The 21,565-nt window shown below is 64.1% G+C and carries 18 protein-coding genes; 12 read left to right on the forward strand and 6 right to left on the reverse strand.

Translation table 11 applies throughout. The features are described from left to right. The first annotated feature begins 33 nt into the window (after positions 1 to 33). The 4 genes from EN874_RS01485 to EN874_RS01505 all read left to right on the forward strand — a co-directional run bounded on the left by EN874_RS01485 (position 34) and on the right by EN874_RS01505 (position 5,486). Positions 34 to 780 carry a cytochrome c biogenesis CcdA family protein gene (locus tag EN874_RS01485; RefSeq protein WP_127428196.1) on the forward strand — a complete coding sequence of 249 codons (747 nt, stop codon included), beginning with the start codon at positions 34 to 36 and terminating at the stop codon, positions 778 to 780. A gap of 150 nt (positions 781 to 930) precedes the next feature. Next, entirely contained in the window at positions 931 to 2,298 is a 1,368-nt protein-coding gene (gene glmU, locus EN874_RS01490; RefSeq protein ID WP_127428197.1) for a bifunctional UDP-N-acetylglucosamine diphosphorylase/glucosamine-1-phosphate N-acetyltransferase GlmU, read from the forward strand. A 211-nt stretch (positions 2,299 to 2,509) separates the two neighbouring features. Continuing rightward, positions 2,510 to 4,333, forward strand: coding sequence for a glutamine--fructose-6-phosphate transaminase (isomerizing) (gene glmS, locus EN874_RS01495; RefSeq protein WP_127428198.1), 1,824 nt, complete (start codon positions 2,510 to 2,512; stop codon positions 4,331 to 4,333). A 397-nt stretch (positions 4,334 to 4,730) separates the two neighbouring features. Beyond that, the gene (locus EN874_RS01505; protein WP_127428199.1) at positions 4,731 to 5,486 is read left to right on the forward strand and encodes a DUF502 domain-containing protein; all 756 of its coding nucleotides are present in this window, start codon (positions 4,731 to 4,733) and stop codon (positions 5,484 to 5,486) included. Here EN874_RS01505 and recG read toward each other — a convergent pair. After that, positions 5,438 to 7,546: an ATP-dependent DNA helicase RecG gene (gene recG / locus EN874_RS01510; protein ID WP_127428200.1), complete on the reverse strand. Its 2,109-nt coding sequence runs from the start codon at positions 7,544 to 7,546 to the stop codon at positions 5,438 to 5,440. The genes EN874_RS01505 and recG overlap by 49 nt on opposite strands. Positions 7,547 to 7,637: 91 nt before the next feature. On the opposite strand from recG, the gene EN874_RS01515 reads away from it, so the two are divergent. The 4 genes from EN874_RS01515 to EN874_RS01530 all read left to right on the forward strand — a co-directional run bounded on the left by EN874_RS01515 (position 7,638) and on the right by EN874_RS01530 (position 13,908). After that, positions 7,638 to 7,925, forward strand: coding sequence for a succinate dehydrogenase assembly factor 2 (locus EN874_RS01515; protein WP_127428201.1), 288 nt, complete (start codon positions 7,638 to 7,640; stop codon positions 7,923 to 7,925). Between the two features lie 7 nt (positions 7,926 to 7,932). Continuing rightward, complete coding sequence (mfd, locus tag EN874_RS01520; RefSeq protein WP_127428202.1) at positions 7,933 to 11,430, forward strand: transcription-repair coupling factor; 3,498 nt, start codon at positions 7,933 to 7,935, stop codon at positions 11,428 to 11,430. A gap of 214 nt (positions 11,431 to 11,644) precedes the next feature. Further along, on the forward strand, positions 11,645 to 13,018 hold the full coding sequence (locus EN874_RS01525) for a 3-deoxy-7-phosphoheptulonate synthase class II (RefSeq protein WP_127428203.1): 1,374 nt from the start codon (positions 11,645 to 11,647) through the stop codon (positions 13,016 to 13,018). Positions 13,019 to 13,203: 185 nt separating this feature from the next. Next, positions 13,204 to 13,908: a hypothetical protein gene (locus EN874_RS01530; protein ID WP_127428204.1), complete on the forward strand. Its 705-nt coding sequence runs from the start codon at positions 13,204 to 13,206 to the stop codon at positions 13,906 to 13,908. Positions 13,909 to 13,911: 3 nt separating this feature from the next. On the opposite strand, the gene EN874_RS01535 is transcribed toward EN874_RS01530, so the two are convergent. From EN874_RS01535 to EN874_RS01545, 3 genes are all read right to left on the reverse strand, one after another. After that, on the reverse strand, positions 13,912 to 14,679 hold the full coding sequence (locus tag EN874_RS01535) for an RES family NAD+ phosphorylase (protein WP_127428205.1): 768 nt from the start codon (positions 14,677 to 14,679) through the stop codon (positions 13,912 to 13,914). Then, on the reverse strand, positions 14,639 to 15,016 hold the full coding sequence (locus EN874_RS01540) for an antitoxin Xre/MbcA/ParS toxin-binding domain-containing protein (RefSeq protein WP_059185195.1): 378 nt from the start codon (positions 15,014 to 15,016) through the stop codon (positions 14,639 to 14,641). Before EN874_RS01540 ends, EN874_RS01535 begins: the two co-directional genes overlap by 41 nt. Before the next feature lie 83 nt (positions 15,017 to 15,099). Further along, positions 15,100 to 16,170, reverse strand: coding sequence for a GGDEF domain-containing protein (locus EN874_RS01545; protein WP_127428206.1), 1,071 nt, complete (start codon positions 16,168 to 16,170; stop codon positions 15,100 to 15,102). Between the two features lie 316 nt (positions 16,171 to 16,486). On the opposite strand from EN874_RS01545, the gene EN874_RS01550 reads away from it, so the two are divergent. Together EN874_RS01550 and EN874_RS01555 are read left to right on the forward strand one after the other, a co-directional pair. Continuing rightward, entirely contained in the window at positions 16,487 to 16,906 is a 420-nt protein-coding gene (locus tag EN874_RS01550; protein WP_127428207.1) for a GFA family protein, read from the forward strand. A gap of 77 nt (positions 16,907 to 16,983) precedes the next feature. After that, entirely contained in the window at positions 16,984 to 17,343 is a 360-nt protein-coding gene (locus tag EN874_RS01555) for a diacylglycerol kinase (RefSeq protein WP_127428208.1), read from the forward strand. A 21-nt stretch (positions 17,344 to 17,364) separates the two neighbouring features. Here the strand turns inward: EN874_RS01555 and EN874_RS01560 are convergent, their stop codons facing one another. Together EN874_RS01560 and EN874_RS01565 are read right to left on the reverse strand one after the other, a co-directional pair. Next, entirely contained in the window at positions 17,365 to 17,973 is a 609-nt protein-coding gene (locus EN874_RS01560) for a DedA family protein (RefSeq protein WP_127428209.1), read from the reverse strand. Then, a complete protein-coding gene (locus EN874_RS01565) occupies positions 17,973 to 18,533 on the reverse strand; it encodes a DUF1003 domain-containing protein (protein ID WP_127428210.1) in 561 nt (186 codons plus the stop codon). Before EN874_RS01565 ends, EN874_RS01560 begins: the two co-directional genes overlap by 1 nt. Positions 18,534 to 18,739: 206 nt before the next feature. On the opposite strand from EN874_RS01565, the gene EN874_RS01570 reads away from it, so the two are divergent. Then, the gene (locus EN874_RS01570; RefSeq protein WP_127428211.1) at positions 18,740 to 19,453 is read left to right on the forward strand and encodes a DNA-3-methyladenine glycosylase I; all 714 of its coding nucleotides are present in this window, start codon (positions 18,740 to 18,742) and stop codon (positions 19,451 to 19,453) included. Between the two features lie 144 nt (positions 19,454 to 19,597). After that, on the forward strand, positions 19,598 to 21,277 hold the full coding sequence (locus EN874_RS01575) for an NAD+ synthase (RefSeq protein ID WP_127428212.1): 1,680 nt from the start codon (positions 19,598 to 19,600) through the stop codon (positions 21,275 to 21,277). Positions 21,278 to 21,565: the final 288 nt, after the last annotated feature.

A 21,565-nucleotide genomic window follows, 5' to 3' on the forward strand; every position in this document is an offset into this window, starting at 1 on the left:
ATATCGGGGCCAGCACAATCTGGGACTCATGAAATGGCATTGGACATCGGCTATTTCAGCGCGGTCGGGGCGGGGGCCATCTCGTTCCTGTCGCCTTGCTTGCTGCCGCTGGTGCCGCCTTATCTCTGCTACATGGCGGGCGTGTCCGTCGACGATTTCCGCGGCAACCACGGCGTGACGGCGCGCCAAGGCGCGCGCGGGGCGTTGCTTTACGCCTCCTTGGCCTTCGTGCTCGGCTTCTCCACCGTCTTTGTGGCGCTCGGCGCCGGCGCCTCGACCATCGGCCACCTGCTGCGCGTCTGGCAGGGACAACTGGCGATGGTTGCGGGCGCGCTGATCATCGTCATGGGCCTCAACTTCCTCGGCATATTGCGCATTCCGCTTTTGTCGCGGGAGGCGCGCTTCCAGTCGCAGGGCAAGCCCGCCAACATGATCGCCGCCTATGTCATGGGGCTGGCCTTTGCCTTCGGCTGGACGCCCTGCATCGGCCCGGTGCTGGGGCCGATCCTGACTTTAGCCGGCGGGCGCGAAACGGTGGGCGAGGGGGCGCTGCTGCTTGCCGCCTACTCGCTCGGCCTTGGCATTCCGTTCCTGATCGCGGCGCTGTTTTCCGGCGCCTTCATGCGCTTCCTCGGCAAATTCCGCGTCCATCTCGGCCGCGTCGAGAAGGCGATCGGCGCGCTGCTGGTCGTTGCCGGCGTGTTCTTCCTGACCGGCGGCGTGCAGAGCGCGTCCTACTGGCTGCTGGAGAACTTTCCGGTGCTGGGACAATTGGGGTAATGTTCCAGCTATGGGCAAAGGATCGAACTGTGGACCCGCTGACTAAGAGTCAGCGCTTCTACCGTCTCACCGGAATTTAACCGCATTGGTGCAGCATCACGCGGCTGCTAGCATGCTTTTGATTCAGCTCTTTCATATGGTTGCCCATCCATGAGCCAGAGATCCTGCCTGTCCGTCATCCTCGCCGCCGGCGAAGGCACGCGCATGAAAAGCGCGATGCCGAAGGTGCTGCATGCCATTGCCGGCCTGCCGATGGTCGCACACGTGGTGAAGGCGGCAGAGGCAGCCGGCGCGACGGGTCTGGCGCTGGTGATCGGTCATGGCGCCGAGGACATGAGGAAGGCGGCGCAGAAATTCGCGCCGAAGGCGGAGACCTTCGTGCAGGAGAAGCGGCTTGGCACCGCGCATGCGGTGCTTGCCGCGCGCGAAGCGATATCAAAGGGTTACGACGATATTCTCGTCATGTTCGGCGACACGCCGCTGATCGACGCGGGAGCATTGGCCGCCGCGCGGCAGAAATTGGCGCATGGTGCCGCCGTCGCGGTCATCGGCTTCCGTCCGCCCAATCCGACCGGCTATGGGCGGCTGATCGAGAAGGACGGCCGGTTGGTCGCCATCCGCGAGGAGAAGGACTGCTCCGAGGCGGAGAAGAAGATCGGCTTCTGCAATGCTGGGATGATGGCGGTGGCCGGCAAGCACACGCTTCGGCTGCTCGATAAGGTCGGCAACAGCAACGCCAAGCGCGAGTTCTACCTCACCGACATCGTCGAGATCGCCGGCGCGGAGGGCCTCGATGTGGTGGCCTCGGAGGCGAGTTTCGAGAGCGCGCTCGGCATTAACAACCGGGCCGAGCTCGCAGAGGCGGAGGCCATCTGGCAGGCGCGCCGGCGGCGCGAGGCGATGCTGTCCGGCGTGACGCTGATCGCGCCCGAAACGATCTACTTCTCGCACGACACCGAGATCGGTGCCGACACGATCGTCGAGCCGAATGTCTGGTTCGGTCCGGGCGTCAGGATCGCCTCGGCCGCCAGGATACATGCCTTCAGCCATATCGAGGGCGCGACGATCGCCTCCAACTGCGATGTCGGGCCGTTCGCGCGGCTGCGGCCGGGCGCCGACTTGAAGCAGAAGGCCAAGGTCGGCAATTTCTGCGAAGTTAAGCAGGCGACCATCGAGGAAGGCGCCAAGGTCAACCACCTGACCTATATCGGCGACGCGCGGGTGGGCGCCGCGGCCAATATCGGCGCCGGCACAATCACCTGCAACTATGACGGCTATTCGAAATTCTTCACCGACATCGGCGAGGGCGCCTTTGTCGGCTCAAACTCCTCGCTGGTGGCGCCGGTGACGATCGGCAAGGGCGGCTATATCGCCTCTGGCAGCGTGATTACCGAGAGCGTGCCCGACGATGCGCTGGCCTTCGGCCGCGCCCGCCAAAAGACGCTGCCCGGCAAGGGGAAGGAATTGCGGGAGCGCTTCGCCTCGGTTGCGGCGGCGAAGAAGAAGGCTGCGGAATGATCGTCAACGGGCGGTTTCAACGATAAACAATCGAGGACCGCGCTACGAAAAAACCAACCAATTGCGGTAACCGGATTGCAAGCGCGGCCTGTCATGGTGCATCGGTGCAAACACTGGTCCGCTGACACGGAACGAAACGCAAAGTGACTTTCGCGGCAGTCCGGCAATCCCTAGATAGCGCTGGGTTTCTGCAAGGAATCGGGGGCAGCGCATGTGCGGTATCGTTGGAATCGTCGGCCATTCGCAGGTCGCGCCGCTCATCGTCGACGCGCTGAAGCGGCTCGAATATCGCGGCTATGACTCGGCAGGCGTCGCCACCATCGAGAATGGAACGCTTGGCCGCCGCCGCGCCGAAGGCAAGCTGATCAACCTCGAGCGGCGCCTGAAGGAAGATCCGCTCGACGGCACGATCGGGATCGGCCACACGCGATGGGCCACCCATGGCGTGCCGAACGAGACCAACGCGCATCCGCATTTTTCAGACGGGGTCGCCATCGTCCACAACGGCATTATCGAGAATTTCGCCGAGCTGCGCGACGAGCTTGTCCGCGACGGCTACACCTTCTCCTCGCAGACCGACACCGAGGTGGTCGCCCATCTGGTGGCGCGGGAATTCGCCAAGGGGCTGAAGCCGGTGGAGGCCGCGCACCAGGCGCTGAAGCGGCTCTCTGGCGCGTTTGCCCTTGCGATCATGTTCAAGGGCGACGAGGACCTGATCGTCGGCGCCCGCAACGGTCCGCCATTGGCCGTCGGCCATGGCGACGGCGAAATGTTCCTGGGCTCGGACGCGATTGCGCTGGCTCCTTTCACCAATTCCATCACCTATCTCGAGGACGGCGACTGGGCGGTGGTTCGTCGCCAAAGCGTGACCATCTACGACATCGATGGCAACAAGGTCGACCGCAAGCGGCAGCAGTCGCTGTCGACCAGCTTCATGGTCGACAAGGGCAATCGCCGGCACTTCATGGAAAAGGAAATCCATGAGCAGCCCGAGGTGATCTCGCACACGCTAGCGCATTATGTCGATTTCGTCTCCGGCGTGTCGAAGCCGCTCGAGCTGCCCTTCGACTTCGCCAAGATCGGGCGGCTGGCGCTCTCGGCCTGCGGCACCGCCTATCTCGCCGGGCTGATCAGCAAATACTGGTTCGAGCGCTATGCGCGGCTGCCGGTCGACATCGATGTCGCCTCGGAGTTCCGTTATCGCGAGATGCCGCTGTCGGCCAACGACGCGGCCTTCTTCATCTCACAGTCGGGCGAGACCGCCGACACGCTGGCCTCGCTGCGCTACTGCCGCCAGGCCGGCATGAAGATCGGCGCCGTCGTCAACGTGCGGGAATCGACCATGGCGCGCGAATCCGACGTCGTGCTGCCGACGCTTGCCGGGCCGGAAATCGGCGTCGCCTCGACCAAGGCCTTCACCTGCCAGCTGTCCGTGCTGGCTTCGCTCGCGGTGCGTGCGGGCGTTGCGCGCGGCACGATCTCGCGCGACGAGGAGAAGCGGCTGGTGCGCGAGCTCTCTGAGGCGCCACGCTATGCCACCCAGGTGCTGAAGCTCGACGAGCAGATCGAACGCATCTCGCGCGAGCTCTCCCGCTACAAGGACGTGCTCTATCTCGGCCGCGACACCAATTTCCCTTTAGCCATGGAAGGGGCGCTGAAGCTCAAGGAAATCTCCTATATCCATGCCGAGGGCTATGCCGGCGGCGAGCTGAAGCACGGACCGATCGCGCTGATCGACGAGAACATGCCGGTGATCGTCATCGCGCCGCACGACCGCATCTTCGAAAAGACGGTGTCGAACATGCAGGAAGTGGCGGCGCGCGGCGGCAAGATCATCCTCATCACCGACGCCAAGGGTGCCGCGCAGGCGGGCATCAAGACGATGGAGACAATCATCCTGCCCGAAGTGCCGGAGATCATCTCGCCGATCATCTACGCGCTGCCGATCCAGATGCTCGCCTATTTCACCGCCGTCTTCATGGGCACCGACGTCGACCAGCCGCGCAATCTGGCGAAATCTGTGACGGTGGAATAGCACCGTCACAGCTTGCTTCGTGCGCACAGTAGTTCGAAGTACAGCTGCCGATGGTCCCTTCTTTCATCATCCACGGCGGAGCAGGAGCGAAGCTCCTGCGCAGACCCGAGGATCCATTCCGTGACGTTTGAGTGGATCAAAGCAGCGCAGAATTAGGCGCTACCACCCGGTACCGCGGAAAAGCTCGAACCACTCGGGATTGGCTTTCTCGATCAGTTCGATTTTCCATCGGCGCGGCCTACGAACTCGAGACCGAGGCGCGAAAGATCGCGGCGGAACTCGAGAAGATCGTGCCAATGGATGCCGCGGCTTAGCGGGCGCCTTTAAAAACTTCGTTGTTCCAAACCGGCTCGCGCTTCACTAATCTCGGCGTTGCAACCTGCGCCGCGGTGAACCCATGTCCGACGCCCTGAAGACCTCTGGCATGACCCGGCTCAGGAACTATTTCCTGACCGGTTTCATCGTCTGCGCGCCGCTGGCGATCACCGCCTATATTGCCTGGTCGCTGATCGGCTGGGTCGATTCCTGGGTGAAGCCCTACATTCCGGCACGCTACAATCCCGATACCTATCTGCCGTTTCCCGTTCCCGGCTTCGGCCTGATCGTGGCGCTGGTGTTGATCACGCTGATCGGCTTCCTGACGGCAAACATCGTCGGCCGCGCCATCGTCAATTTCGGCGAGCGACTGCTCGGGCGCATGCCGCTGGTGCGCGGCATCTACGGCTCGCTGAAGCAGATCTTCGAGACGGTGCTGTCGAACAAGGGCGACATGTTCCGCCAGGTCGGTCTGGTCGAGTATCCGCGAAAAGGGGTCTGGTCGCTGGTCTTCGTCGCCAGCGAAAAGGAAACCGAGATCAACCAGAAACTCGACCAGGAAGGCGATCCGCTCATCGCGGTGTTCATGCCCTGCACGCCGAACCCGACCACCGGCTTCCTGATGTATGTGCATAAATCCGAGATCGTGCTGCTCGACATGAGCGTCGAGGACGGCGCCAAGCTGATCGTTTCAGCCGGCATGGTGGCGCCGGAGGTCAAGGCCAAGCTGGTGACGCTGAATGGCGAGCCCATCGAGGGGGCGCTCGCCAATCCGGCGATTGGCGCAGCTCAGCCGGCGCGCAGCAGCCGCACCGCCTCGTCGCGCCCGAACAGGTAGAGCAACAGCCGAAGCGCCTCGCCGCGCCCGGACTGCAGTTCCGGATCGCGCGACAGGATCAGCCGCGCGTCGTCGCGCGCGGCTTCGAGCAGGTCGGCGTGGAATTCGATGCGCGCCACCTGGAAGCCCGGCGTGCCGGACTGGCGGGTGCCGAGCAACTCGCCTTCGCCGCGCAGCTTCAGGTCCTCCTCGGCGATGCGGAAGCCGTCCTCGGTCTCCCGCATTACCGAAAGCCGACGCTTTGCCGTCTCGCCGAGCGGGTCCTTGTAGAGCAGCACGCAGGAGGAGGGCCGATCGCCGCGCCCGACCCGGCCGCGCAACTGATGCAGTTGCGCGAGGCCGAAGCGCTCGGCATGCTCGATGACCATGATCGTCGCGTCCGGAACGTCGACGCCGACCTCGATGACGGTGGTCGCGATCAATATACGCGTCTCGCCTTGCTTGAAGGCGCGCATCGCCTCGTCCTTCTCGGCGCCCTTCATTCTTCCATGCACGAGGCCGATCTGGTCGCTGAACAGCGGTTTCAGCGAAGCGAAGCGATCCTCCGCCGACATCAGCTTGATCTCTTCGGATTCCTCGACCAGGGGGCAGATCCAGTAGATCTTCTGACCCTCGGCGACGGCGTCGTGCATGCGCCCCACCAGTTCGTCCAGCCGCTCCAGCGGCAAGGTCACGGTGCGGATCGGCTGCCGGCCGGCCGGCTTCTCGGTGAGCTTCGAGACGTCCATGTCGCCGAAGGCGGTCAGCACCAGCGTGCGCGGGATCGGGGTTGCCGTCATCACCAGCATGTCGGGCGCATCGCCTTTGGCGGTGATCGCCAGCCGCTGGTGCACGCCGAAGCGGTGCTGCTCGTCGACGACGGCGAGAACCAGATCATGAAACGCCACCGTTTCCTGGAACAGGGCGTGCGTGCCGACGACGATGTCGATCACGCCGCTGGCAAGCCCTCCCAGCGTCTCGGTGCGCTCGCGGCCTTTCTCACGGCCGGTGAGGATGGCGACGCGCAGCCCGGCTTTTTCCGCCAGCGGGGCGATGGTCGCCAGGTGCTGTCGCGCCAGGATTTCTGTCGGCGCCATCAGCGCCGCCTGGCCGCCGGCCTCGACGGCGCGGCCCATGGCGAGCAGCGCCACCACCGTCTTGCCGGAGCCGACATCGCCCTGCAGCAGGCGCAGCATGCGCTCGGGATCGGCCAGATCGGCATTGATCTCGCCGAGCGCGAATTCCTGGCTAGGGGTGAGCTTGTAGGGCAGGGCTGCGCGCAGCTTCTCGACGATGCGGCCGTCGCCGACAAGCGGTCGGCCCGACAGGCGGCGAATTCTGGCTCGCACCAGCGCCAGCGACACCTGTCCGGCCAGGAACTCGTCGTAAGCCAGGCGTCGCCATGCCGCCCCTTCGACGGCGACGTCGATCGGGTCCTTCGGGTTGTGGATGCGAGTGAGCGCATCGCCGAAGGCGGGAAAAGTGTGGCGGCGCTTGAAGGTGTCGTCCTGCCATTCCGGCAGTTCCGGCAGGCGGCCGAGCGCCTGCCCGATGGCGCGGCGAAGCACCTTGGCCGACAGGCCGGCGGTGAGCGGATAGACTGGCTCGACCAGCGGCAGGCCCTCGGCCTCGTCGATCGGCGCGATATGGTCGGGATGGACCATGGTCGGGCGGCCGTTGAACCACTCCATGCGCCCGGAGATCACGACGCGCTCGCCTTCCGGCAGCATCTTCTGCAGGTAGGCGGCATGGGCGTGGAAGAAGGTCAGCGCGATCTCGCCGGTGTCGTCATGGGCGTAGACGCGGTAGGGCACCGACCTGTTGCCGCGCGGCGGCGGCTGATGGCGGTCAACCCGCACTTCAAGCGTGACAATCTGGCCTTCGGCCGAGAGCGCGATGCCCGGCCGGTTGCGGCGATCGATCACCGTGTTGGGCAGCACGAACAGAAGGTCGGCCGCGCGCGCAGGGCGGTCGCCGAGATCGGCGGGCACGACCCGTTCGATCAGCAGGCCAACCTTCGGGCCGACGCCGGCAAGCGAGGTGATCGGAACGAACAACGGATCGAGGATGGAAGGACGCATCGTGTCAGCTTATGTCGCGACGGCCGCAGCGCAAGGCTGACACCGTCCTCTATCCACGCTATATGCGCCGCTTCAACTGGGATGCGGCGCGATGACCGGAACGCAGCGATCAAGCGAGGGGCTCGACGCCCGGCGGCGCAAGCTTTTGTTCCGCTCCTGGCATCGCGGCATGCGCGAGATGGACCTGATCCTCGGCACCTTCGCCGATGCCGAGATCGGCGCCTTGACCGGCGACGAAATCGACCAATATGAAAAGCTCCTCGAAATTCCTGATACCGAATTCCTGCCGATGATCACCGGCGAACGCCCGGTTCCGTCCGATTTCGATTGCGCGGTGCTGCAAAAAATCCTGGCGTCGCGCCGGACCATGACATTTTGAAAAACGCATGAGCCTCATTCCTTCAATCGGCCTTCCCAAGGGCCGCGCCGGCCAGTTCATCGTCGACGGCGTCGCCGACGGCTACGAAGCCTTCGCGCTGGTCGAGACGGCGCACGAGATCGCACCCGACAAGCCGGTGCTGTTCGTCGCGCGTGACGGCCAGCGGCTGCCGGCGATCATCGATGCGCTCGCCTTTGCCGCCCCCGGCTTGCCGGTGCTGGAACTGCCTGCCTGGGATTGCCTGCCCTATGATCGTGTGTCGCCTGGCGCGGACGCCGCCGCGCGGCGGCTCGACGCGCTTTCCGCCATCATTGCGCTGGCGAAGAAGCCGCATCGCGCCGTGATCCTCACCACCGCCAATGCGCTCCTGCAGCGCATTCCGCCGGCCGGGCTGATCGAGGCGCAGACCTTCCATGCCAAGCCCGGCAACCAGATCGACATGAACGTGCTGATCGCACGGCTGGAGACTTCCGGTTTCGAGCGCGTGCCGACGGTGCGCGATGTCGGCGAGTTCGCGGTGCGCGGCGGCATCCTCGATCTGTTCGCGCCCGGCTGGAGCGAGGCGCTGAGGCTCGACTTTTTCGGCGACACGCTGGAATCGATCCGTGTCTTCGACGTGGCCACGCAGCGCACCACCGGGCAGCGCAAGTCGATGGCGCTGCAGGCGATGAGCGAGGTGGCGCTGACGCCGGAGACGATCAGCCGCTTCCGCCGCTCCTATATCGAGGCGTTTGGCGCGCCGTCGCGCGACGACGCGCTCTATGCGGCGGTGAGCGAAGGCCGGCGCTTTGCCGGCATGGAGCACTGGCTGCCGTTCTTCTACGAGCGGCTGGAGACGGTGTTCGACTATCTGCCGGATGCGCCTGTCGTCTTCGACCATCTGGCGCATGAGGCGCTGGCCGAGCGCCATACGCTGATCCTCGATCACTATGAGGCGCGCCGCAAGCAGGCCGACGCCGCGCTGAAGGATGCGGTGCCCTACAAGCCGGTGGCACCGGACCTGCTCTATCTCTCGCCGGAGAACCTCCGCGCCTCGCTCGGGCCGCGCGAGGATATCGATTTCACCGTCTTCGATGCGCCCGATGTCGGCGGCAAACGCGTGTTCCATGCGGGTTCGCGGCAAGGCCGCAGCTTCGCCGAAGAGCGCGCCGATCCCAACATCAATGTCTTCGATGTCGTGGTGAAGCATATTGCCGACGAACGCGCCGCGCGCCGCCGCGTCATCGTCGCCGGCTGGACCGAAGGCTCGCTCGACCGCCTCGGCCAGATCCTCGCCGAACACCATCTCGGCAACCTCAAGCCCGTCGCCACCCTTGCCGAGGTCGAAAAGCTGGAGCCGGGGCAGGCCGGCTTCGCCGTGCTGCCGCTCGAATCCGGCTTCGAAACCGACGACATGGTCGTCGTCGCCGAGCAGGACATTCTCGGCGACAGGTTGATCCGGCGTTCGAAGCGCAAGAAGAAGGCTTCCGACTTCATCGCCGAAGCGTCGTCTCTGTCTTCCGGCGACATTGTTGTCCACGCCGATCACGGCATCGGCCGCTTCGTCGGCCTGCGCACGATCGAAGCGGTCGGCGCGCCGCACGACTGCCTCGAAATCCACTATGCCGGCGACGACCGGCTGTTCCTGCCGGTCGAAAACATCGAGCTTCTGTCGCGCTACGGCTCGGACTCGGCCGAAGCTCCTCTCGACAAGCTCGGCGGCGGCGCCTGGCAGGCGCGCAAGGCGCGCCTGAAGCGCCGCCTGCTCGACATGGCCGGGCAGCTGATCCGCATCGCCGCCGAGCGTCAGATGCGTGCCGCGCCAACCATGATTCCCGCCGAGGGGATCTATGGCGAGTTCGCCGCGCGCTTCCCCTACGAGGAAACCGACGACCAGCAGACGGCGATCGACTCCGTCATGGACGACCTCGGCGCCGGCAAGCCGATGGACCGGCTTGTCTGCGGCGATGTCGGCTTCGGCAAGACGGAGGTGGCGCTGCGCGCCGCCTTCATCGCGGCGCTGGAAGGGTTTCAGGTGGCGGTCGTCGTGCCGACGACGCTTTTGTCGCGCCAGCATTTCAAAACCTTCTCGCAGCGCTTTTCCGGCCTGCCGATCCGCATCGCGCAGGCCTCGCGCCTGGTGGGCGCCAAGGAACTGGCCGAGACCAAGAAGGGGATCGCCGACGGCACGGTCGATATCGTCGTCGGCACGCATGCGCTGCTCGGGTCTTCGATCTCGTTCAAGAATCTTGGCCTCCTCATCATCGACGAGGAGCAGCATTTCGGCGTCAAGCACAAGGAAAGGCTGAAGGAGCTCAAGAACGACGTGCATGTGCTGACGCTGTCGGCGACGCCGATCCCGCGCACGCTGCAACTGGCGCTGACCGGCGTGCGCGAACTGTCGCTGATCGCCACGCCGCCGGTCGACCGCATGGCGGTGCGCACCTTCATCTCGCCCTTCGATCCGCTGGTCATCCGCGAGACGCTGCTGCGCGAGCGCTATCGCGGCGGCCATTCCTTCTATGTCGTGCCGCGTATCAGCGATCTTGCCGAAATCCATGATTTCCTGAAGGAATCCGTGCCGGAGCTGAAAGTAGCGGTCGCCCATGGCCAGATGCCGGCCGGCGAGCTCGACGACATCATGAACGCCTTCTACGACGGCCAGTACGACGTGCTTCTGTCGACGACCATCGTCGAATCCGGCCTCGACATTCCGACCGCCAACACGCTGATCATCCATCGCGCCGACATGTTCGGCCTGGCGCAACTCTATCAGTTGCGCGGCCGCGTCGGCCGCTCCAAGGTACGGGCCTATGCACTGTTCACGCTGCCGGCCAACCGCAAGCTCACCGACACGGCCGAGCGCCGGCTGAAGGTGCTGCAGTCGCTGGACACGCTCGGCGCCGGCTTCCAGCTAGCCAGCCACGACCTCGACATCCGGGGTGCCGGCAATCTTCTCGGCGAGGAACAATCCGGCCATATCAAGGAGGTCGGCTTCGAGCTCTACCAGCAGATGCTGGAAGAGGCGGTGGCCGAGGTGAAGGATTCGGGCGAAGTGCAGGATGGCGGCTGGTCGCCGCAGATCGCGGTCGGCACGGCCGTGATGATCCCGGAAAGCTATGTGCCGGACCTGCAGCTCAGGATGGCGCTCTACCGCCGCCTCGGCGACCTCGAAACCACGGAGGAGATCGACGGCTTCGGCGCCGAGCTGATCGACCGCTTCGGGCCCCTGCCGGAGGAAGTCACGCATCTGTTGAAGATCGTTTTCATCAAGGCGCTCTGCCGCAGGGCCAATGTCGAGAAGCTCGATGCCGGCCCCAAGGGCGTCGTCATCCACTTCCGCAAGCGTGAGTTCCCCAATCCGGTCGGGCTGGTCAAGTTCATCGGCGAACAGGGGTCGCTAGCCAAGATCAGGGCCGACCACAGCGTCGTCTTCATCCGCGACTGGCCGAATGCCGAGAAACGCCTGGCCGGATCGGCGGTCGTCATGACGCAGCTGGCGCGGCTGGTCGACAAAGCCGCCTAACGGCTTCACCATGGCATCCTGGGCAACTCACGCCATTCGCCACTGCCGAAAATCCCGGCTAGAATAGGAAATCGGCTTCGTGTAAGGAGCCGCCACCTCATATTGGGGCTGAATGGCGAGCGAGGGCGTTCGCCGGTTTGTTTGACGCAGTTTCCTGGCAGGAGGCCGCTTGGCATTTCCGGGAATCGGTCTGAAAGGGCGTTTGGGTGCAGCGATGACGAAATGGTCGCCGAATTCGTGGAGAGCAAAGCCGATCAAGCAGGTTCCGGCCTATCCGGACCTTGGCGCGCTGCAGGCCACGGAAGCGCGGCTCGCCACCTACCCGCCGCTGGTCTTTGCCGGCGAGGCGCGCAAGCTGAAGAAGCAACTCGCGGCGGTCGCCGCCGGCGAGGCCTTCCTGCTCCAGGGCGGCGACTGCGCGGAGAGCTTCGCCGAGCATGGCGCCGACAACATCCGCGACTTCTTCCGCGTCTTCCTCCAGATGTCGGTGGTGCTCACCTTCGCCGGCGCGCAGCCGGTGGTGAAGGTCGGCCGTGTCGCCGGTCAGTTCGCCAAGCCGCGTTCGTCCGACAGTGAGACCAAGGCCGGCGTGACGTTGCCGAGCTACCGCGGCGACATCATCAACGGCATCGAATTCGACGCCTCCTCGCGTATCCCGGATCCCGCACGGCAGGAGATGGCGTACCGCCAGTCGGCGGCCACCCTCAATCTTCTGCGCGCCTTCGCGCAGGGCGGCTACGCCAGCCTGGAGAACGTGCATCGCTGGATGCTGGGATTCGTCGCCGACAGCCCGCAGGGCGAGAAGTACGAGTCACTTGCCAACCGCATCACCGAGACGATGGATTTCATGCGCGCGGTCGGCATCACATCCGAGACCAATTTCGCGCTGCGCGAGACCGATTTCTACACCAGCCACGAGGCGCTTCTGCTCGGCTATGAAGAAGCGCTGACCCGCGTCGACTCGACCTCCGGCGACTGGTACGCGACCTCCGGCCACATGATCTGGATCGGCGACCGCACCCGCCAGCCCGACCATGCGCATGTCGAATATTGCCGTGGCATCGAGAATCCGCTCGGCCTGAAATGCGGGCCGTCGCTGACGCCTGACGGCCTGCTGGAGCTCATCGACCTGCTCAACCCCGAGAACGAGCCTGGCCGGCTGACGCTCATCGCGCGCTTCGGCTCCGACAAGGTCGCCGAACACCTGCCGAAGCTGGTGCGGGCGGTGAAGAAGGAAGGCCGCAACGTGGTGTGGTCGTCCGATCCGATGCACGGCAACACCATCGAGGCGGCCGGCTACAAGACGCGGCCGTTCGACCGCATCCTCAAGGAAGTTCAGACCTTCTTCGAGGTGCATCGCGCCGAAGGCACGCATCCGGGCGGCATCCACGTCGAGATGACCGGCAAGAACGTCACCGAATGCACCGGCGGCGCCCGCGCCATCGCGGCGGAAGACCTGCAGGATCGCTACCACACCCATTGCGATCCGCGCCTCAATGCCGACCAGGCGATCGAGCTGGCCTTCCTGGTCTCGGACCTGCTCAAGAAAAGCCATACGGTCCAGCACAAGCAGGCCGCCAGCGCCTGAGCCTGCCTCCGATCCGATCGGTCACTCAAGCGCCGGAGAAATCCGGCGCTTTTCGTTTTCGGTCCGTGCGATCACGTGAGCGATTACGAAAATGTGTCCGCCCGCGACCATCGCAGGACCAAGATTGAGGCGGAGGTGTCGCCGCCGCGGCCCGAGAAAACCGCGCACACGGCACAGGTTCCGCCATGCGTCACGAGCATGCCATCATCCACCACCGCGCGATCGACTTCTGGTCGGCGCGCGCGGCTGTGCTTGTCGTCATCTGCCTGCAGCTTCTCGTCATCAACGACCTGTCGTTCGGTCCGCGCTGGCTGGCTCCCGCAATCGAGGCGGCGCTGCTCGCGCCGTTGTCGATGGCAACCGCCTGGACGCAAATGGCGACGCAGAAGGCCGTCGATGACGAACATTGGTATGCGATCGGCCGGTTTCGCCTCCTCATCCGCCGCACCGCCTTGGTCATGACCGGCGTCATCAGCTTCATGAATTGCGGCTCGCTGGTCTTTCTGGTCCAGAAGCTGCTCGAAGGCCATGCCGGCGCCGGCACGACGCTGCTGGTCGATGCTTTAAACATCTGGGTCACCAACGTCATCGTCTTCGCGCTGTGGTTCTGGAGCACCGACCGCGGCGGGCCGCCGACCTGCGGCCTGGTCAAGCGCGCGCATGCCGACTTCCTGTTCCCGCAAATGACGCTGCCCGATCGCGAAATCCGCGACTGGCTGCCCGGCTTCGTCGATTATTTCTTCCTGGCCTTCACCAACGCGACGGCGTTCTCGCCGACCGACACCTTGCCGCTCAGCCAGCGCGCCAAGCTCTTGATGATGGCCGAGGCGATGATCTCGCTGCTGACGATTGCGCTGGTGGCCGCGCGGGCGGTCAATATCCTGGCATGAGCCTTAACGCCCACGCTCCCAGCGCATGTTCGCCAGGCGCGGATCGGCGAAGGTCGTCCTTGAGAATTCGAGCCGCTTGTCCGGAAATTCGCAGATCGCCTGGACGCCGAACGAACCGATGCGGATGCGCCAGGTGTGAGGTTCCAGCGGCCTTGCCTTGGCAAAACCCCTGCAGGTCAGAAGCGCGATGTTGGCGCCCTTCGGGTCGCGCGCCGAGCGGTAGCGGATCGCCTGCATCCCGGCCTCGCGCGCGACGTCGGCAATGGCCTGGCAGGCGGCATAGTCGGTCGGATGCGTCCACGCCTTCTCGTCGCGGTCGAGCGGCGGCCGGGTGAGGTCGACGGCCTTGTCGCATCTGATCGCCGTGGCAAAGGCGGTGTATTCGGCCGCGTCGTTCGGCCATTGCGTCTGCGGCGAATCGGCGAAGAACAGCAAGCGGTAGAAGGCCATCTCCGCCACCGCCGTCAGCACCGTCTCGGCGGCGTAGTAGACGCCTTTGGTCTTGCCCGCGCGGCGGAAGCGCGAGCCGTGCGGATAGATCGAGCCGTAGCGGAAGGGCGTCGCCAGAAGATAATGCAGATGGCGGCATTCGAGCGGGATCTGGGGCTTGGTCTGCTCGATCAGGTCCTCCAGCAAGCCCTGCTCGTCAAGTGTGTCGACGAGCTTCAGCGTCGAGACGCGGTGCTGCGCCTCGACCAACCGCCAATACTTGCCTTCGAGCCCGACGGCCTCAGACGAGAGCGCGTCGGGAGTCCAGGTAGGCGATGACATCGACAAGTCCGGCAATGGTCAGGATCTTTTCGAGCGGCGTGCCGTCGAGTGCTGTGTTCGGGTTCTTCAGCCATGCCCGGGCGACGGTCTCGTCGCCGCCGACGATGGCGTCGAGCGAACGGAACAGACGGACGAACAGCACCGCAAGCTCGAACGGCTTGGTGCCGCGCTCGAGCAGGAATTCCTGCTTGCGCATGCGCGAGACCGTCGCTTCCGAGACGCCGATGACCAGCGCCAGCGTCCTCGCGGTGATGTCAAGCAGGTCGGCCGCGCGCAGCGTGGCCTTGGTGATGACGGCATTTTCCGCCGCCGTCGCGGCAGCGACAGGACGTTGCATAAGGCGCACCCTTTCCTTTCTGTGGAAAATATAGTCCACAAAAATTCATTTGGAAAGGGATCGGCCGAAGGAGCCCGCCGAAATCAGTCTTTCTTGTAGAGCAGCCAACCCTTGCCGGCGCGGCCGGTCATGGTGGAATGCCTGGTGACGCAGTTGCGTCCGCCGACCTTGGAGCGATAGAGCGCGCGATCAGCCTTGGTGTAGAGGTCTTCGGGACTGTCGGCCTCGGAGGCCATGCAGATACCCATGGAGACGGTCACCGTGCCGTAGTTCATCCCGGTCTGGCTGCTGGTGAACGGCGTCTGTTCGATCAGCACGCGGATGCGCTCGGCGATCTCGTAGGTGGTGTCTTCGCTGGCGCCTTCGACAATCAGCGCGAACTCCTCGCCGCCGGTGCGTGCCACGAACATGTCGGCGCGGACGCTGGATCGGAGGATCTCGGCGATGATCTGGATGATCTTGTCGCCGACCGGGTGGCCGTAACGGTCGTTGATGTCCTTGAAGCGATCGATATCGGCAAGGATCAGCGCGTTGAAGAGGATCCCGCGGTTGCTGTTGTAGATGCGGGTGATTTCCTTGTCGAAGGCGCGGCGATTCCAGATATGCGTCAGCGGATCGGTATCGGCGAGCCGCTTGTATTCCTCCAGCTTCGATTTGACGCTCTCGAGCTCGGCGGTCTTCTCGCTGAGCGTGCTGGAGATATGGCGGTTGTGGTCCAGCGTCGAGTTGGTGGCGGCGGACATGGCGCCGGCAATCTTCTGCAAAAGATCCTGGGAAAGAAGGCTTCGATTGCTCAGGCCGCTCGACGTCTCGTCGAGGATGCGGCCGTATTTTTCGATATGGGTGCGCTCACTGCGCAGCAGCGCGGCGATGTCCTCGAGCTCCTTGGCGACTATCTCGCGGGCATGCTCGACGATGGCAGGGCCGTGGTGCTGCGGGAAGAAGGTGCGCCCGATCTGGTCGAGGTCTTCCTGCGTCGGCCTGTTGCTCAACGAGACGACGGCGAGGCTGAGCTCGTGATTGCTGCCGCTCAGCGCCTCGTAGAAGATTTCATAGTTGCGCGGCAGGCCGAGCACGCCGAGCTGGCGCATGGTCGCCACAACGGTGCTGGCGATGTCGCTATTCCTGTCGGTATGGACGGCTGCCGGCTGCATAGTGCGTTCACTACCCCTTCAGTGCGACCGGAGACCTGCCACCGCCGGGAGTCGCCTACACGGGGATTTGAATCAGAATCGCGAATACGCGTCCCCAACACGACCTTCGCTTGCAGGAACCATAGATGCAGTTGCGCTAAAGTTTCCTTAATGGCCTGCATTTCCTCACTGTCTCTGCTACCACAGGCTGTAATTCGGTGCGGACACAGCGTTTGAAAGGCGCCTCTTCGGTGTCGTATTTGCCTGCGCCCGGCAACCGCAAAACTGGAATCTTGTCCGGCACGATCAAGACGAACGACGTCGAAGGAGGCCCGGGATGGACGAAAATCACAGCGGATCATGCCTGTGCGGGGCGGTGCGCTTCCGGACGAGGGGCCTGTTGCGTGGAGTGGTCTATTGCCATTGCTCGCAATGCCGCAAGCAGACCGGCCATTTCGTCGCCGCGACCTCCTCAAAAGATGCCGAGATCGACATAGAGGGAGCCGACGCGCTCACCTGGTACGGCGCTTCGGACGTTGCCAAACGCGGCTTCTGCCGCAGTTGCGGTTCGGTGATGTTCTGGAAGCACAGCGGGCTGGACACCATCTCGATCATGGCCGGCTCGTTCGACAAGCCGACGGGTCTTTCGGCCGAAAGCCATATCTTCGTCGGCGACAAGGGGGACTACTACGCCATCGACGACGGACTGCCGCAATTCGAGAAGTCGACACCGTCGATAAAGGTCGCGGACGAGTGAATTTTGGGGCGGCTGCCTTATTCCCTTGATCCGGCCGTTGCGATATCCCCTGACGGTTACTCGAAACGGGGCTGGGCATGCAGCGGCTGATCGACGCTTTCATCAATTCGGTGCGGGCTTTCCGCAAGCTGGCTGCCCATGAAAAGGCATTCCAGCAGGAGTTGTTGCTGCTTGCGCTGGCCCTGCCGGCCGGTTGGTTCATCTCGGTATCCTGGCGCGGCTATGCCTTGCTGATCGGCGCGGTTCTGCTCCTGATCATGGTCGAGGTGCTCAACACAGGCATCGAGGCGGCGTGCGACGCTATTTCCCGCGAGTTCCACATCGACATCCAACTTGCCAAGGATTGCGGCTCGCTGGCGGTGCTGATTTCGATTGCGATCGCCGCCGGGGTCTGGGGCATCGCCATTATCGAGCGCCTCATCGGCGCGCCGATCTGATCCTGCGCCACGAACGCGGCTTTATGAACCCGCCTGATCCTCCCGCGCGTCCTTGGCGCGTTCGCGCCCGGCCAAATGGTGAGCAACCAGCCATGCGGCGATAGCGACAATGAGCCCTACGGCCAGAGCGATGAGCAGCCGCTCGTGACGGGCGAACGCCTGACCGACCATGCGCTCCGCGCCCAATCCGAAGACGTAGCCGAAGGTGCTGAACAAAGCAGCCCAGATCGCCGACGAGATGGCGTTGAGGATGACGAAGCGCGGCACCGATACGGTCGACAGCCCGGCGGCGATGCCGCCGACAAGGCGCATTCCGTAGACGTAGCGGTTGGTCAGCACGAAGATGTTGGGATGGGTGTTGAGCAGCCGGTAGGCGCGGCGGAAGCCCGGCCGGTTGCGCAGCCTTACGACATAGGCATGATCGGCAAAGCTGCGGCCGAGGGTGAAGAAGAACGTGTCGCCGGCGAAAGCGCCGAGGAACGCGGCCAGGAACGCCTGCCAGAGCACGAATATCTGCTGGTGGGCGAAGAAGCCGCCGAGGATGGCGGCGCTTTCGCCTTCGGCGACGCAGCCGAGGAAGACCGCGATCAGCCCGTATTGCTCGATGAGACGGTGGATGGCCTCGCTCATCAGCTTGCCGATCGCGCCGACAGCTTCTCGTCGATCCGCCTGATCTGCTCGGCCATGCGCAGGATCTCGTCGCGCATGCCGATGATCTCGCTGTGGCGCAACTCGTCGAGCTTCTCATGCAGGGCCATGATCTCGATCTCCGCCTTCAGGTTGACCTGGTAATCATGGGCGGCGTCGATGCGGTCGCGTTCGGTCTGGCGGTTCTGCGACATCATAATCACGGGCGCCTGCAGCGCGGCGACCATCGAGAGCACCAGGTTCAAGAAGATAAACGGATACGGATCGAAGGCGTCGCGCGTCAGAAGCCAGACATTGCCGAAGGTCCATAGGATCAGAAAGGCGATGAAGCCGAGGATGAAGGACCATGAACCGCCGATTCTGGCGATGGTGTCGGCGACACGATCGCCAAAGGTCTGGTGAAAGGCGACCGCTTTGTTGGTGTCGCGGGTGACGGTCGTGCGATCGATAGCGCTTTGCAGCACCCGGCTCTCGAGGGCGCTAAGACCGTCTGGCTTTCGCTTCAGCCAGCGGTTCGCCAGATCCTCGACCGTCTTGTTCATCGTCCTCTCCATAGTCAAAGACTGCATATTTGCTTCCACGCAATTCCGGACGGAAAACCGCGGCGCACTTTCCTGCAATTGCTCACATATTGCACGCAATTCCGGACGGAAACCGCAACGCACTTTTCCTGGAATTGCTCCAAGAGATCGAAGCTACCGGGCCGGACGGGAAGTGATAGATTGGTCTGAACAGGCGAGGGGCGGAGATGGCCGATTTCCAGAAAATTCGAGCCCGGGCGGCAAAGCGCAAGGGTGGTGAAGACGCGCTGGCGTCGCTGCTTGGACCGATGCCCGACAATGCCGCGGTGGCGAAAGTTCCCGATGACCGCATCCTCTCCACCATGGCCGAGCGGATCTTTGCCGCCGGCTTCGTCTGGCGCGTCATCGAGCAGAAATGGCCCGGCTTCGAGGAGGCGTTCCTCGGTTTCGAGCCGAAGCGGCTCCTGTTCCAGCCGGACGATTTCTGGCACGAACTGGCATCCGACAAGCGCATCGTGCGCAATCCGCAGAAGATCAAATCCGTTCGGGACAATGCCGCCTTCGTCGACCGCGTCTCGAAGGAACATGGCGGCTTCGGCAAGTTCCTTGCCCAATGGCCGGCCGACGACCAGGTCGGACTGACCGCCTATCTCGGCAAGCATGGCAGCCGGCTTGGCGGCAACACCGGCCAGTATTTCCTGCGCTGGCTGGAGTGGGACACGTTCGTCATCTCGGCCGACATGGCGGCAGCGCTGCGCGACGCCGGTCTGGACATCGCCCAAAGCCCGACGTCCAAGCGGGATCTCGACAAGATCCAGGCCCAGATCAACCAATGGTCGTCCGAGACCGGGCTGCCGCGCCGGCACATCTCGCGCATCCTGGCGATGTCGATCGGTGAGAACCGCTCCGTGGAAGCGCTAAGCGAGTACATGAACGACTAGGCCTGATCGGCGAGATACCGCTATCGAAACGATCGATCGGGATACGATCGAGACGATCGATCGGGATACCATCGAAACGATCGATCCTGGTTGGCACAAGCAATCGCCATTGCCCGGCAATTTCCGCCACGCTAAACCCGGTACATGATCCAGACCGCTCCAGACATCCTGCGCATCGCTGTCGCCCAATTGAACCCGACTGTCGGCGAAGTCGCCGGCAATCTCGCCAAGGCGCGCGAGGCGAGGGCGGACGCGGCACGCCAGGGCGCCGACCTCGTGCTCTACACGGAGCTGTTCCTCGCCGGCTATCCGCCGGAAGACCTGGTGCTGAAGCCGGCCTTCCTGAAAGCCTGCGAAAAGGCGGCGCAGGATTTCGCCAAGGACACCGCCGACGGCGGTCCCGGCGTCATCATCGGCACGCCGCTGAAGCGCAAGTCGGGCACGCACAATTCGATCGTCTTCGCCGACGGCGGCAAGATCATTGCCGAGCGCTACAAGCTCGACCTGCCGAACTATGGCGAGTTCGACGAAAAGCGCGTCTTCCAGGCCGGGCCGGAGCTGCAAGGGCCGGTGAATTTCCGCGGCGTGCGCATCGGTATCCCGATCTGCGAGGACATCTGGGGCGACATCGCGGTCTGCGAGACGCTGGCCGAAAGCGGCGCCGAGATCCTGCTTGTGCCGAACGGCTCGCCCTACTACCGCGCCAAGATCGACGTCCGCCACCAGGTCGTCATCCGGCAGGTCATCGAAACCGGCCTGCCGATGATCTACGCCAACCAGCTCGGCGGCCAGGACGAGCTCATCTTCGACGGCGCGTCGTTTGCCATCGGCGCCGACAAGACGCTTGCCTTCCAGATGAGCCAGTTCGAGGAGGCGGTCGACGTCACCACCTGGAAGAGAAAAGGCGAGACCTGGGCCTGCTCGGAAGGGCCGATGTCGAAAATACCCGACCGCGAGGAGGCCGACTACCGCGCCTGCATGCTCGGCCTGCGCGACTACGTCAACAAGAACGGCTTCAAGAACGTGGTGCTCGGCCTCTCCGGCGGCATCGACTCGGCGATCTGCGCGGCATTGGCCGTCGATGCGCTCGGCGAGGAGCGGCTGCGCACCGTCATGATGCCCTATCGCTACACGTCCAAGGACTCGCTGAAGGACGCCGAGGACTGCGCCCGCGCGCTCGGCTGCCGCTACGACATCGTGCCGATCTCCGAGCCGGTCGAAGGTTTCAAGCATGCGCTGACCCAGCTTTTCGAGGGCACCCAGGAAGGCATCACCGAGGAAAACCTGCAGAGCCGTGCGCGCGGCACGATCCTGATGGCAATCTCCAACAAATTCGGCTCGATGGTCGTCACCACCGGCAACAAGAGTGAAATGTCGGTCGGCTATGCCACGCTCTATGGCGACATGAACGGCGGCTTCAACCCGATCAAGGACCTCTACAAGATGCAGGTCTATGCGCTGTCGCGCTGGCGCAACACGCATGTGCCGCCGGGCGCCCTCGGCCCCTCGGGCGAGGTCATCCCGAAAAACATCATCGACAAGGCGCCGTCGGCGGAACTGCGCGAGAACCAGACCGATCAGGATTCGCTGCCGCCCTATCCGGTTCTGGACGACATCCTCGAATGCCTGGTCGAGAACGAGATGGGCGTCGACGACATCGTCGCGCGCGGCCATGACCGGGCGACGGTGACGCGCGTCGAGCATCTGCTCTACATAGCGGAGTACAAGCGCCGGCAGGCGGCGCCGGGCGTGAAGATCACAAGGAAGAATTTCGGCCGCGACCGCCGCTACCCGATCACCAACCGGTTCCGCGATCGCGGATAGGCACACGCGCAGATAGCATTGTTGCAAAATCGTCTCAGTGGTTGAGCCAGATTTGTTTTTGACAACGATTCGCCTTGGCGGCCGATCGAAGCATCCCTATAAGAGCCTCTCCGCGATTCCCTTCCGGGAGGACCGTATGGCAGGATTTGACGTCGTTATGCGAGGCCGCGAAGCCTAGTCTGCACCGGCCGTCCGAAGTCCCTTCGGTCAGCCAGATGCAGAACGGGCCTTTGCCGCTGCCGGTCGCCGCCTCCGGGCGGGCGCCCGACCCATACCGAACCTCCGCAT

This window comes from Mesorhizobium sp. M1D.F.Ca.ET.231.01.1.1 (assembly GCF_003999155.2).
Taxonomy (GTDB): domain Bacteria; phylum Pseudomonadota; class Alphaproteobacteria; order Rhizobiales; family Rhizobiaceae; genus Mesorhizobium.